Below are 13,064 nucleotides of genomic sequence, written 5' to 3'. Positions count from 1 at the left end.
CGGTTCAGCGCTTGCCGGGCGAGGGTGTTCCAAACGCCTCGCGGCTGGTCTGCCCAAAGCCGCTTTGGTGCAAAAGACTGCGTTCAATAAAGCGGCTGACTTGAGAGCGCACTTCCGGCAGCCAGGGCCCTTGGTCGAACACCTGTGGAAACTTCATGCTGAACCAGGCGTACAGACTGATCTGCTTGCTCAACAATTCGGCATCCTCCAGACGCGAGGGACTGGCCGACTTCAGCCAGGAGGGCGCCGGGGGCAGGGCCATCGGCCGTTGCGCCACATAGGCCGACAGGCAACGTTTGAAATAATCCAGCTCGGTATCTTTATCCACCGAGACCGGCGCACAGGCAAAGGTGAACTTCTCGCGCAACTCCAGTTTCGGTGCCAGGCGGTCCACCCAAAAACCCAGCTCGATGGCATCTTTCAGGCCGGCCGTCTGGAACAAAGGACTGTCTGAGGCCACCTTCTGGGCAAAATACTGCAACACCGCGCCAATATTGTTGTTATCCAGCAAAGCCGCCAGCGCCTGGACATGCTCGGGGCTGGGCGCGATGGGCAAACGCAGATCCACACTGGGTGCCTCAGTTTGCAGTTGCGTACGGATGTGGTTCAAGTCCTGCTTATCCATCGCCCCCACATACCCTTTGGGGTACAGACCGTAGCGGCCGGCACGGCCGGCAATCTGGCGGATTTCGGTGGCGTTCAGGACGCGCATGGAGCGGCCATCAAACTTGTGCACCGTGGAGAACAGCACACGGCGAATCGGCAGGTTCAGACCCATGCCGATCGCATCGGTCGCCACCAGCACATCGGCCTCGCCTTGGGAAAAGCGCTCGGACTCGGTACGGCGCACTTCCGGAGCCAGCGCACCATAGATCGTGGCCACTTTCCAGCCTTGGGCGCGGTAGCGGGCACTCAAGGTCAACACATCTTTACGGGTGAAGGCCACCACCGCATCGCCCTTGGACACTCCCTGCGCTTCACGCTGACGATCCTTGCGGCCACGCCAGGCGGCAGGTTGACGCCCTTGTCTGCCCGTGGCGGGCGGTGGCTCAACCGGATAAGGCATCACTTCCAGTGGCGTCTTGCGTTCGGTAAATTCCAGCTCCATGGTCTCTTCCATGGAGCGCACCAGCCGCTCACAAGGGCGCAACACCGAGGCATCGCCACACACAAACAGGGTACGGGCCGGAACACCGACCAGGGCGGCCGTCCAGGCCCAGCCACGCTGCTCGTCTTGCAGCATTTGAATCTCGTCCAGGACGGCCACGCGCACTTCCATCGTGGGGTCCATCATCTCGACCGTGCAGGCGGTGTGCTGGGCGCCGGGCACCATCACGCGCTCCTCGCCCGTCACCAGATTGCAGGGGATGCCCGCATTCATCAAGCGATCGCGCACTTCCATGGCCAGCAGGCGCAAGGGCGCAAGGTAAACCCCCGAGCGGGCCTCCATCAACGCTTCCAGGGCCTCGTGAGTCTTGCCCGAATTGGTCGGCCCCAAACGAAACACCAGGTGACGTCGTATGCCACGAGCCAGACTGAACATTTCCGGGAAATCGCCCAGACGCATCAAGTCCTGGGCACGCTGCTGCTCCACACTCTCCAGAATGCGGCGCACCGGGCCATTGAGCAGACGCTTCTCAAAATCTCCGGCCTCGATTTCCTTTTGCTCGATGCCCTCTTCCAAGGCCATGCGCAAGGCCTTGGCCAGTTCCAGAAACGACGAGCCATCAATCAGGGGGCGCTGGGTTTGCAAAAACGCATCCAGCGAATCTTCCAGACGCTGGGAGAGACGGTTTTGAGCCGCCGTATTGAACAGGACCGCCACGCGCGCCGGCAGACGATCCAGCTCCGAGCCGGTACGCGGCAAAGGCACAGCCGCCTGCATGCGTACATTGGCGCGCCAATGCTGACGCTCGCCCGCTACGGGCACATTCACCGCCAGCCACACATCCTTGTGCCACCACAGACGTAACGGATCTTCCGGGTCGAGCTCGTAATCGCACGCTTCCTGCGTCCTGATCCGGTTCAGTACTTGTTGCTGACGCCATTGCGTGCGGGCGCGGTCAGCGGCTCGCTGATACTGCGCTCGTTCACGATTGCTCAGGGTACTGGCGTGCTGTTCTCGCCATTGCTCAATCTGGCTTTGATCTATCGCAGCCAGTAAATCCGGATGATGGGCGACGCGGTCACGCCCTCCAGCGGCTGCGCTGCGCACTTCCAGCTTGGTACTGGGCAAACGGCGGTCCGCCAGCCACAGCTCATACTCCTGACGGGTAATCCCCAGCAAGGCCATGGTTTCTTCGGAACCGATACACTCCTGCTCCCAAGCCCAACGTTGCTGGCGCTGCTCACGCTGACGTTCCTGACGCTGGGCTTGTGCCTGCAACAGAAACTCCTGCTGCTGGGCATCCAGCTTGAATTCCTGGGTCAACACAGCGGCGCTGGCATTACGGCCATACACCGTCAGGAACCAATGAGCAGGCTCACCGGCTTGCAGGCCCTCAAAAGCCTCCAGGGTAATGCGTTGCGGCTCGCAACCCTGCTCTTTTAACCATGCCGTCAAACGCTCCTGTGCGTGATCGAACTTGCGCTGCTTGTCGCTTTGTTCTTTTTGCCGCGCCTGTTCACGTTCTTTCTGGGCCTGCTCCCAGCGCTGACTACGCTGCTCGCGGTCGCGCTGTTCAGCCTGTAACTGCCACAAATAGGTTTGTGCCAAGGGCAAGCTCTGCCAGGCCTGCAGCAGCGCTTGCAAACGTGGTCCACGCTCAGCTTCCGGCCAGTTCTCGCTCAAGGGCAAAGACTGGGACGCGATCGCCCCGGCCAAGCGGCCGCGCTGTTCAAGCAGTTGCTCACGCAAGGCTTCATACGCATCCGCTTCCAGCTTGTCCACGCTCATCTGATAGAGCAAGCGCAAGATGCCAATCACAAGCTCGGGCACCCCTTGGGACGCCAGACGCTGGTCCGCATCCTTCAAACCCAGTTCGGCAGCGATGATCTGATTGAAAAAAGCGGCATCCTGCGGCAGGCGCCAGGCTTTCAGCCATATCCGCCGTATGCCTGACCGGTCCTGATAACGCGCTTTCTTGGCGACCTGACGAGCCACGCCTTCCAGGCGCGGGTAGTCCAGCCATTGAGGATGGAGCAGCATGCCCGCTTGAGTGGGGACGGGAGAATCGGAAACGGACGAAGCGCGACGCGCAGCCATAGGGCGGGGACCTGAAAATACGGGAAGAAGAGAACGAGAAAGGCAGAAAAGCCGGTTCCAGCAAGCATGAGCAGCATTATACGGGTCTGCTCTAGGACGTTCAGAGAATACAGGCAATCACCGTAATAAACGTCATTGAGGGCAAGAAAACATAGGACAATCCCCGCCCACAATCATCAAGCAAACGAGTCAAAGCAGGCAAAGAAAGTAAACTGGGCTCGCAGCGGATGGCGCAGAGCCAATCACATACGCGGTCCGCCTCGAGGAAACCGTCACACTGCCTTCCTTCGCGTGGGAACGACGGCTTGCACAAGGCATCAAGCACGGCGCCCTCGCCAAGCGCAGCAGCAAAACAGCGGCTCAGCTAAACAAGATCAGCGAGGCCACACATCAGCCAGCCATTCCAGACAGCCTTGCGGCAAGGCGACCCAACCGGACTGACTGTGATTGCAGCCCGGTATCATGCGAAAGCGCGGTTCCCCACCCTGATGCTGAGCCAGCTCCTGCGCCAGCTCGCGCGCGCCATCGACCATGCGGCGCTCCAGCAGACGCTGACGCCGCTGCTCGCGGGCCGGTTCCGGCAGGGACTCTTCGGCCGGTCCCAGGCGCTGTTCGTATTCGCCGACCGTGATCGACACCGGGACGGTCAAGGCCGCCGGCGGCAGGGGCTGCGCCAGCAATCGGGCCAGATAGGCGTCCCCCCACCACACCGAAGGGCTGGATACCGCCATGGCCTGGAACAGGCCTGGTTCGTGCACCAACGCATGCAAGGCAAACAAACCGGCCAGCGAATGGCCACACAACAAGCGGCGTTGCGGATCCAGTTGCGCCCTGCCGTGCGCCCAGGGCAGAAACACATCGCGCAGCAAGACCCGGAAATCATCGGCACGCCCGGCTTCGCCCTCGGGTCCGGGCGTGTAATCCTGTTCGCGCCAATTTTCCTGGACATAGCCCACGCCCAGCACCGCACCGCACAGAGGCGCCGCACCGGGTACGGCGGCCAGCACCGCCTGAAACTGCGCCTGGTCCAGCACGCAGGCCAGCGGCCAGCCGCTTTCCGGGGCCGAGCCCAGGGGGACGGCCAGGGTCAGGCGATAATGACGCCCCAAAGGCGAAAGATAGTCTAGGTGTTCAAGCTGCATAAAAGAGTCGCGGTGATGACGCCAAAGCGTAGCCGATGAACTATACTTTCTTTCTGCGTAAACGGTTCTCATTCAGAAACTTAATGTCCACATCTGCTGTTCCGGCCACGGCGCTGGCCGACTATCAACACATCCTCAAGCGGCGCTGGCTGCTGGTGGGCGCCCTGATCCTGATCATCATGGCCTCGATTGTGGCCGATTTCATGCTCGGTCCCTCGGGCCTGAGCCTGGGCGAACTCAGCCACGCGCTGTTCAAGCCGGAACAGTCCGATCCGACCACACGTGTCATTGTCTGGGAAATCCGCCTGCCTTATGCACTCATGGCCATGGCCATTGGCCTGGCCCTGGGCCTGTCAGGCGCGGAAATGCAGACCATTCTGAATAATCCCTTGGCCAGTCCCTTCACGCTGGGCATTTCCTCGGCGGCTGCCTTTGGCGCCTCCTTGGCCATCGTGCTGGACCTGTCGCTGCCCGGTGTTCCCCAGGCCTGGACCATTGCGGCCAACGCTTTTGTCTTTGCCCTGTTTTCGGCCTTGCTGCTTGACGCGGTGGCGCGCTGGGGGGCGATGAGCACTGCCAATCTGGTGTTGTTTGGGATTGCGCTGGTGTTCTCATTCAATGCGCTGGTCTCGCTGGTGCAGTTTGTGGCCAGCGCCGAAGCCCTGCAAGGGCTGGTGTTCTGGACCATGGGCAGCCTGTCGCGCTCCTCCTGGGGCAAGGTCGGTATCATGCTGGCGGTGTTTGCGCTGATTTTGCCGCTGTCTCTGCGCGATACCTGGAAACTGACCGCCCTACGTCTGGGAGAGGACCGCGCCGCCAGCTTTGGTATCAATGTCTCGCGCCTGCGTCTGGTGTCCCTGCTGCGCATCAGTCTGCTGGCCGCGCTGGCCGTGTCCTTTGTAGGCACCATCGGCTTTGTGGGACTGATTGCCCCGCATATTGCCCGCCGCCTGTTTGGTGAAGATCACCGTTTTTACTTGCCCGGCAGCGCGCTGGTGGGCGGAGTGATTCTGTCGTTGGCCTCGATTGCCTCGAAAAACATGGTGCCCGGCATCATTATTCCGGTCGGCATTGTCACCTCCCTGGTGGGTGTGCCCTTCTTTCTGGGCGTGGTGCTGCGCCGCCAAATAAAGTGAACCATGCTTGAAGTCCACGATCTGAGCCTATCCTACGGCAAACGCGAAATTCTATCCCGGCTGACCATCAAGCCCTTGCAAGCTGGTCAGCTTGTGGCCCTGCTCGGTCCTAACGGCAGCGGCAAATCCACCCTGCTCAAGTCCTTGGCAGGACTGCTCAAGCCCACCACGGGCGAGGTCTTGCTCGATGGCCAGGAACTGAGCGGTGTCAGCTTTGAGCAGCGGGCCCAAAAAGTGGTGTACCTGCCCCAGTCCTTGCCCGCGTCGGTTCACCTGCGCGTCTTTGAATCGGTACTGGTGGCTGCCAATGCCTCGGCTCCCGGTGGCCATGCACGGGACGTGGACCATGAACACATCCTGCACATCCTGCAGCGCCTGGGTATTGCGCACCTGTCCATGCACTATCTGGACCAACTCTCGGGTGGCCAGAAACAACTGGTCGGTCTGGCGCAAGCCCTGATCCGCAAGCCCACCTTGCTGCTGCTCGATGAGCCACTGTCCGCCCTGGACTTGAACTATCAGTTCCATGTCATGGACCTGCTGGCCCAGGAAACCCACGACAACAATCTGATCACCCTGATCGTGCTGCATGACCTGAACGTGGCCCTGCGCCACAGCGACTACGCGCTGATGATTGAAGGCGGCGGTCTGCTGGCGCAAGGTGAGCCTTCCAAGGTGATTACCCCCCACTCGCTGGCCCAGGCCTATGGCGTGCGCGCCCGCGTGGAAAGTTGCTCGCAAGGTACCTTGCAAATCATTATCGACGGGCTGCAAGAGCCTGTGCTGTGACTTCGGAGAATCCATGAACATCCTGCGCCACCTGCTGCTGTCGCTGTGCCTGCTCCTGCCCTTGGGGGTGAACGCACAGCCCATCGAAGTCACCGATGTCATGGGCCGTACCGTTACCCTGCCCGGACCGGCCAAACGGATTGTGCTGACTCAGGCCCGACACTTTCCGGTGCTGGCGCTGGTTCACCCCGAACCGGCCACGCTGATTGCGGGCTGGTCGGACGAGTTCAAGACCTCTTTTTCCAACGAATACGAACGTTATCTGAAGCACTACCCGCAACTGGCCAACATCCCCGTTGTGGGACGCCATACGGCTGATACCTTCTCGGTAGAGCAAGCCCTGGCCCTGCGCCCCGACCTGGTGGTGCTGACCGCTGCCTTTGCCGGCCTGACGCCCGGCCAGGACACGCGCGACTCGGCCCTGATCCAGCGTCTGACCGCCGCCCAGGTCCCCGTCATTGTCATCGACTTCTTTGTCAATCCGCTGGAGAACACCGTGCCCAGCCTGCGCGCCCTGGGTTACGCCGTTGGTGAGAAGGAGCGCACTGAGGAATTCATCCAGTTTTACGAAGAACACATGCAGGGTGTTGCCCAGCGACTGACGGATCTGCCCCAAGACGATCACCCGCCCGTTTTCGTGCATGCGCATGCCGGCAGCACGGACTGCTGCAACTCGCCTGGCGCCGGCACCTTCAACGACATGATCCGCTATGCAGGCGGCCATAATATTGGCGCGGATATACTCAAAAGCGCTACCGGCAAACTGAACTTTGAATACATCCACTCCCGCGCCCCGATGGTTTATGTGGCCACCGGCACAGGCGCCGGCAAGCGCAGCACCTCCGGCGGGCTGACCATTGGCACGGGCGTCAGTGAAGATCAGGCGCGTCAAAGCCTGCAGGCCATCATTGACGGCAACCGTCTGCAGGCCTTGCCAGCCGTGCGCAGCGGCAACAGCCACGGTATCTGGCACGCTTTCAACGACTCCCCCTTGCATATGATTTTCATCGAAGCCTTGGCAGGCTGGATTCATCCAGATCGCTTTGAAGGGGTGTCGGCCCTGAAAACGCTGGAAGAAGTAAACCAGCGCTTTCTGACCGTGCCCATGGAAGGCACTTACATGATTGATCTAAAGCCCGCGTCCTAAACCTTCATGTCGCGCCTGATTCCACTGGAGCTGCCCCCCACGGGCGGCCATCCCCATCACGTCCTGTTGCGCCTGCCGGACGGAAAGCCTGCACAAGGCCCTCTGCCTGTGCTGTGCCTGCTTGATGGTCAGTGGACCTTGCCACTGCTGGAAGAAAGCGGCCACCCCGCCTTGCAGCGCTGCGCGATTCTGTCGCTGGGCTATCAAGGCGATCGCGACCAGATCACCCGTTACCGCGCACTGGACTACACCCCGCCCGGCCCGGACGGCGGCTTATGGGAAGATCCGCGCGTTCCCGAGTGGCAAGCCGGTGGCGCACCCGCCATGATCGAACAAGTGCGCAGGGCTCTGGCCTTGGCCCAAGGAGTAGCGCCCGCACTGACCCGTGCCCGTATCAGCCTGTACGGCCACTCCTACGCGGGTCTGTTCGTGCTGTACGCCCTTAGTCAACAGAGCCTGCCCATCCATCATTATCTGTGCGCCAGTCCGTCCTTGTGGTGGCGCGATCCCCTGATCTGGACTTTGCTGGAGCAATTGGGCAAGCCGGTACAGGTGGATATTCTGGCCGGTGCCTCCGAGGCCTGGTATCCGCTGAGCGCTCAGGCAGCGGGCCCGGAAGGACGCAAAAATGGTGTACCTACCCTGCCCACCATGCGACAACTCCAAGCGCACTTGCAAGCCCAAGGCATGCAGGCGAATCTGCATGTTCTGCCCGGCGCCGGCCACGGCCACGTTCTGGCACAAGCCACCTTGCGAGCCCTGGAACTGGCTTGTGGCGCGGCTTAGCCGTGTTCTCCCGGCGCGCATGACGCGCGTTTTCACTTCATATCCAAGTTTTCCCGCCCTAGGGTAACTCCCCCCATTTCTCCCCTTGTTTTAGGCCTCAACTTCTTTTAGTCTGTATTTATATGCAAGTGCATAGAAATTACAAAAGAGATGGGAGACAGATTATGAAGGTAGCGGTATTAGGTGGCGGACACGGTTGTTACGCGGCAGCAGCCGACTTGAGCGAACAGGGTCACGAGGTCCGTTTGTGGCGTCGGGATACGGCTCAGTTGCAGCCCTTGCTGGACCGTCCGGTCATGACGCTGAAAGACGAAGCAGGCGAGCGTGAAATCCCCATTGCCAAGATCTGCGCCGATATTGGCGAGGCCATCGCCGGTGCCGATCTGGTGCTGATCCCGTCACCTGCGATCGCCCAGGAAGATATTGCCCGCGCCATGGCTCCGCACCTGACAGACGGCCAGGTGGTGTTCCTGCCCCCCGGCACGTTTGGCTCTTTCATCATGAGCGAGATCGTGCGCGGCACCGGCAACAAGGCCGATGTCAGCTGGGCGGAAACCGGCACGCTGCCCTGGCTGGCCCGCAAGCATGGCGATACCGTCATCAACATCACTACCCGCGCCACCCGCTTGCCTACCGGCGTCTACCCAGCCCGCAATACCGACCACGCCCTGGCGGTGATTGGCAAGGTGTTCCCCAGCGTGGAGCGCTGCGAAGATGCCCTGTCCGGCGCGCTGATGAATGCCGGCCCCATCATCCACCCGCCACTGATCATGATGAATGCCGGCCCGCTGGAGCATTTCCCGGCCTGGGATATCCACAACGAAGGCACCCAGCCCTCGGTGCGCGCGGTAACAACGCAACTGGACAATGAGCGCATGCGCATTCGTGAAGCGCTGGGCTACGGTGCCCCGCATTTCCCTCTGTCTGACCATTACGAGAACGATCAGTGGATGTATGGCGACCGTTCCTCGCACTCCAAGCTGGTGAAAAGCGGCGACTGGCGCGAGAAGATCGACCTGCAAGAGCACCGCTACATGCGGGAAGACACCATGCTGGGCCTGGCGTTCTTTGCGTCCGTCGCCGATTGGGCCGGTGTGGACGCCCCCGTCACCAAAGGCTTGCTGGCCATTGCCGGAGCCATCGTGGGCGAAGACCTGCGTCAAGGCCGGCGCACCCTGGCCAGCCTGGGTCTGGACACGATGAACCGCGAACAACTGCAAGCCATGCTGCACGCCGGGAGAGCCTGATGAACGCGCCCGCCCCGATCAAAAGTATCGTTGCGGTGGGCGCAGGTCGCATGGGGCGGGGCATTGCCCTGGCCTATGCGCTGCGCGGCCACGCCGTGACCTTGCTGGACTTCAAACCCCGTCAGCCTGCTGATCGCACCCGTCTGGAAGCCGACATACGCCAGGAGTTAGGCGCCACGCTGGAGCAGTTGGCCGAGCTGGGCATGTTCGCAGCCCAGCAGATTGACGACTATCTGGCCTGCATCAGCATCGCCCCGTTAAACGACGCGGCCCAGGTGCTGGGCCAGGCAGACCTGATTTACGAAGGCGTGCCCGAAACCCGCGAGGCCAAGGCTGACGCACTGGGCCGCATTGGCGAACTGGCCCGGCCCGAGGCGCTGATCGCCTCCACGACCTCCACCATGCTGGCCTCCGACCTGGCCCCCATGCTCAGTCACCCCGAGCGTTTTCTCAATGCCCACTGGCTCAACCCGGCATTCCTGATTCCTCTGGTGGAAATCAGTGCCCACCCCGGCACCAGCGAACAGACCTTGAGCCGTCTGCAAAGCAATCTGGAGTCCATCGGGAAAGTCCCCGTGGTCTGCGGCTGCCATCCCGGCTTCATCGTGCCACGCCTGCAGACCCTCATCATGAATGAGGCGGCCCGCATGGTTGAGGAAGGCGTGGCCAGCGCCGCCGATATTGATAAAGCCACCCGCTACGGTCTGGGTTTCCGCTTTGCCAGCATCGGCGTGCTCGAATTCATCGACTATGGCGGCAACGACATTCTGTACCACGCCGGCCAGTACCTGTCGCAGAACCTGGACCCGGAGCGCTACGCCGTTCCCGACATCATCACCCGTTATATGGAAAGTGGACGCAACGGTCTGCGCAGCGGACAGGGCTTTCACGAGTACCCAGTGGACCAGCAGCCCGCCTATCGACGCGACGTGCTGGCCCGCGTACTGGGCATGCTGGATCACATCGGCCTGGCCCCCGCCCACGCCGAGCACTTTGCCAAGGAGACACAGGAATGAAAAAAGACTCCCACGCTGCGCCTTCGGCTTGCTGCCCTCCAGGAGGGCGCTTTTCATCCTGGGGCAGCCCGACGATGAAAAAAACCGCTGCCTTGCTGTTTGCCCTGATGAGCTGTCATGGTCTGAGCCAGGCTCAGGAAGTCCCCACCCTACGGGTAGGCTGGACCATTCCGGGCGAGGAAGCCAAGTATCTGATGGCCAAGCGCCCCGAGCTGTTTCCACAATTAGGCAAAAAATACCAGATCCAGTGGACACAGTTCCAGGGCACCTCCCCCATGGTGCAAGCCATGCGGGCCGGTGTGCTGGAATGTTCCACCATGGCCCCCATGTCGCTGGCCAATGGTGCGATTGAAAGCGGTCTGGAAGCCTATATCGTGGCCCAGCACGTGCACTCGGACGATGATCATTTCTCCGTCTACTGGGCCGTGAAGGAAGACAGCCCGATCAAGACCGCGGCGGACCTGAAAGGCAAGGTCATCGGCACCAATGCCTATGGTGCCGGGGTGTACTTCGACATGCTGCTGTGGCTGCGTCAGAACGGCATTGACCCGGACAAGGACGTGAAAATCGTTGAAACGGGCTTTCCGCCTGCCGCCGACGCCATTCGCAGCGGCCGCATTGATGCCGGTCCCATGGCCCAGCCCTTTGCCCTGCTGAACGAGAAGAAAGGTGGCTTGCGCAAGCTGTTTTCCCTGTCCGAAGTGGCCAGCCCATCCGTACAGATTTTCGAAGCCTGCAGCAAAGCCTATAGCGACGCCAACCCCGAAGTGGTACGTGCCTACGTGCAGGATTTGAAAGCGGCCATGGGCATGCTCAGCAAAGACCCCTCACTGGCGGTGGATGTAACCGCCCAGATCACCCGTGCGCCCAAGGACTTGCTGGCACAGTACCTGTTCACCGACCAGGACTTTGCACGTGTCCCGGACATGCAGCCCAATCTGGAATCGATTCAGGGGACCTACGATCGCTATCACCAGGCCGGCTTCCTGAAAAAAGCGCTGAACGTGCGGGACTTCTACCGGGCTGATTTACGCGAGGCAACACCATGATTGAACTGGATGGTGTCGGCAAAACCTTCAACACCCGGCAGGGCCGCAGCCACACCGCCCTGCAGGACATCGCCCTGAGCATTCCGGCAGGGCGTTTTGTGTCTATTCTGGGCCCCAGCGGTTGTGGCAAAAGCACTCTGCTCTATATGTTGGGGGGCTTTGAGTCCTGCTCCAGCGGACAGATTCGCGTCAAGGGCAAGCCCATTACCGGCCCGGGCCCGGACCGCGGCCCGGTGTTTCAGGAGTACGCGCTGTTTCCCTGGAAAACCGTCCTGGGAAACGTGGCCTACGGCATGCGTGAGCAAGGCATGCCCAAGGCGCAGGCCGAACAGCGTGCCAGCGAATGGCTGGACAAAGTCAAGCTGGGGCCATACGCCTCCTTTTATCCGCGTGAGCTGTCCGGCGGCATGCGTCAGCGCGCAGCCATCGCCCGCACCCTGGCCTATGAGCCGGATATCCTGCTGATGGATGAGCCCTTCGGGGCACTGGATGCCCACACCCGCGTCACCCTGCAAACGGAACTGCTCAGTCTGTGGGAGCAGTTGCGCAATACCGTGGTATTCGTGACGCACGGCGTGGACGAGGCAGTATTTCTGTCCGACACCGTCATTGTCATGACGGGCTCGCCCGGCCGCATCAAGGAGGTGGTGGAGATCGACTTGCCCCGCCCCCGTATCCGCAGTGAACTGCTACGCAATCCGGTCTATCAGGAAACCATTATCCGTCTGGAGCAATCCCTGATGGCGGAGGCCCATCCATGACGCCCCAGCACTGGTATGAACATCGCTGGGCCTGCCTGGTCATGGCGGCCATCCTGGTGCTGCTGGTCTGGGCGGGCTTGGCCCGCTGGGTGGGGCTGGACTCTTTCCCCAGCCCCTGGGCAGCCCTGCATGAGGTACCGGCCCTGATCAGCGACCCGATGGCCTGGTCGGCTATCCTGCAATCGATAGGCCGCATGTTTGCCGGTTACGCCCTGGCGCTGCTGGTAGCAGTACCGCTGGGTCTGGCCATGGGCCGCAGTCGCCTGGTCTATACCGCCTTCTATCCCTTGGTAGCCTTGGCCTACCCCATGCCTAAAGCGGCCTTGATGCCGATTTTGATGCTGTGGTTCGGGCTGAGTGACTTTTCCAAAATTCTGGTCATCGCGCTGGGGGTGTCCTTGCCCTTGCTCTATCACAGCTATCACGGCGCAAGCCGTATCGAGCCCAAGCTGATCTGGGTGGCCCAATCCATGGGCATGGGGCCGCTGGCGCGGCTGGGCAAGATCGTGCTGCCCGCCTCCTTGCCTGAAGTCATGATTGGCTGCCGCGTGGGGGTGGTCATGGCGCTGATCGTGATGGTGTCCTCCGAGATGATCGCGCGCCAGGAAGGCATAGGCAATCTGCTGTTCACCTCCATGGATATGGCGCAGTACTCCACCGTGTATGCCGTCATCATGCTGCTTGCCGTACTGGGCATTGCCTGCGACGCCCTGTTCGAGTTTGTTCGCAAACGCTGCACGCGTTGGCATGACTCCACCCAAAGCCTGATGGACAAAGGATGACGCC

General features: G+C 61.3%; 11 protein-coding genes. 9 read left to right on the top strand and 2 right to left on the bottom strand.

The window, feature by feature from the left end:
* Positions 1–4: 4 nt before the first annotated feature.
* Positions 5–3,205, bottom strand: coding sequence for an SUV3 family DEAD/DEAH box RNA helicase (locus ACOZ42_RS01485; protein WP_003804417.1), 3,201 nt, complete (start codon positions 3,203–3,205; stop codon positions 5–7).
* Between the two features lie 374 nt (positions 3,206–3,579).
* On the bottom strand, positions 3,580–4,347 hold the full coding sequence (locus ACOZ42_RS01480) for an alpha/beta hydrolase (protein ID WP_426345457.1): 768 nt from the start codon (positions 4,345–4,347) through the stop codon (positions 3,580–3,582).
* Between the two features lie 83 nt (positions 4,348–4,430).
* Here ACOZ42_RS01480 and ACOZ42_RS01475 point away from each other — a divergent pair, with 83 nt between their 5' ends.
* The 9 genes from ACOZ42_RS01475 (at position 4,431) to ACOZ42_RS01435 (ending at position 13,060) form a co-directional block, all read left to right on the top strand.
* Positions 4,431–5,483 (top strand): FecCD family ABC transporter permease, encoded by a 1,053-nt coding sequence (locus tag ACOZ42_RS01475; RefSeq protein ID WP_003804421.1) that lies wholly within the window; start codon positions 4,431–4,433, stop codon positions 5,481–5,483.
* A 3-nt stretch (positions 5,484–5,486) separates the two neighbouring features.
* The gene (locus ACOZ42_RS01470) at positions 5,487–6,272 is read left to right on the top strand and encodes an ABC transporter ATP-binding protein (protein WP_131071200.1); all 786 of its coding nucleotides are present in this window, start codon (positions 5,487–5,489) and stop codon (positions 6,270–6,272) included.
* Positions 6,273–6,285: 13 nt separating this feature from the next.
* Positions 6,286–7,419 carry an ABC transporter substrate-binding protein gene (locus ACOZ42_RS01465; RefSeq protein WP_426345456.1) on the top strand — a complete coding sequence of 378 codons (1,134 nt, stop codon included), beginning with the start codon at positions 6,286–6,288 and terminating at the stop codon, positions 7,417–7,419.
* Positions 7,420–7,425: 6 nt separating this feature from the next.
* Entirely contained in the window at positions 7,426–8,205 is a 780-nt protein-coding gene (locus ACOZ42_RS01460; protein ID WP_003804428.1) for an alpha/beta hydrolase, read from the top strand.
* Between the two features lie 164 nt (positions 8,206–8,369).
* Positions 8,370–9,452 carry an NAD/NADP-dependent octopine/nopaline dehydrogenase family protein gene (locus ACOZ42_RS01455; protein WP_003804431.1) on the top strand — a complete coding sequence of 361 codons (1,083 nt, stop codon included), beginning with the start codon at positions 8,370–8,372 and terminating at the stop codon, positions 9,450–9,452.
* A complete protein-coding gene (locus tag ACOZ42_RS01450) occupies positions 9,452–10,468 on the top strand; it encodes a 3-hydroxybutyryl-CoA dehydrogenase (RefSeq protein WP_219235477.1) in 1,017 nt (338 codons plus the stop codon). Before ACOZ42_RS01455 ends, ACOZ42_RS01450 begins: the two co-directional genes overlap by 1 nt.
* Entirely contained in the window at positions 10,465–11,517 is a 1,053-nt protein-coding gene (locus tag ACOZ42_RS01445) for an ABC transporter substrate-binding protein (protein WP_201024865.1), read from the top strand. Before ACOZ42_RS01450 ends, ACOZ42_RS01445 begins: the two co-directional genes overlap by 4 nt.
* Positions 11,514–12,278 (top strand): ABC transporter ATP-binding protein, encoded by a 765-nt coding sequence (locus tag ACOZ42_RS01440; RefSeq protein ID WP_003804437.1) that lies wholly within the window; start codon positions 11,514–11,516, stop codon positions 12,276–12,278. The genes ACOZ42_RS01445 and ACOZ42_RS01440 overlap by 4 nt, the downstream gene beginning before the upstream one ends.
* Entirely contained in the window at positions 12,275–13,060 is a 786-nt protein-coding gene (locus tag ACOZ42_RS01435) for an ABC transporter permease (protein WP_426345455.1), read from the top strand. Before ACOZ42_RS01440 ends, ACOZ42_RS01435 begins: the two co-directional genes overlap by 4 nt.
* The last annotated feature ends 4 nt before the right edge of the window (positions 13,061–13,064 follow it).

Source organism: Alcaligenes sp. HNGD-HTN06, from assembly GCF_049932565.1.
Lineage (GTDB): Bacteria > Pseudomonadota > Gammaproteobacteria > Burkholderiales > Burkholderiaceae_B > Alcaligenes > Alcaligenes ammonioxydans.
The sequence above is the reverse complement of the archived record's forward strand: the minus strand, read 5'-3'. Positions and strand labels throughout refer to the sequence as shown.

Coding starts and splice junctions, on each gene's coding strand:
- ACOZ42_RS01485 (WP_003804417.1), bottom strand. CDS start 3,205: ATGGCTGCGCGTCGCGCTTCGTCCGTTTCCGATTCTCCCGTCCCCACT.
- ACOZ42_RS01480 (WP_426345457.1), bottom strand. CDS start 4,347: ATGCAGCTTGAACACCTAGACTATCTTTCGCCTTTGGGGCGTCATTAT.
- ACOZ42_RS01475 (WP_003804421.1), top strand. CDS start 4,431: ATGTCCACATCTGCTGTTCCGGCCACGGCGCTGGCCGACTATCAACAC.
- ACOZ42_RS01470 (WP_131071200.1), top strand. CDS start 5,487: ATGCTTGAAGTCCACGATCTGAGCCTATCCTACGGCAAACGCGAAATT.
- ACOZ42_RS01465 (WP_426345456.1), top strand. CDS start 6,286: ATGAACATCCTGCGCCACCTGCTGCTGTCGCTGTGCCTGCTCCTGCCC.
- ACOZ42_RS01460 (WP_003804428.1), top strand. CDS start 7,426: ATGTCGCGCCTGATTCCACTGGAGCTGCCCCCCACGGGCGGCCATCCC.
- ACOZ42_RS01455 (WP_003804431.1), top strand. CDS start 8,370: ATGAAGGTAGCGGTATTAGGTGGCGGACACGGTTGTTACGCGGCAGCA.
- ACOZ42_RS01450 (WP_219235477.1), top strand. CDS start 9,452: ATGAACGCGCCCGCCCCGATCAAAAGTATCGTTGCGGTGGGCGCAGGT.
- ACOZ42_RS01445 (WP_201024865.1), top strand. CDS start 10,465: ATGAAAAAAGACTCCCACGCTGCGCCTTCGGCTTGCTGCCCTCCAGGA.
- ACOZ42_RS01440 (WP_003804437.1), top strand. CDS start 11,514: ATGATTGAACTGGATGGTGTCGGCAAAACCTTCAACACCCGGCAGGGC.
- ACOZ42_RS01435 (WP_426345455.1), top strand. CDS start 12,275: ATGACGCCCCAGCACTGGTATGAACATCGCTGGGCCTGCCTGGTCATG.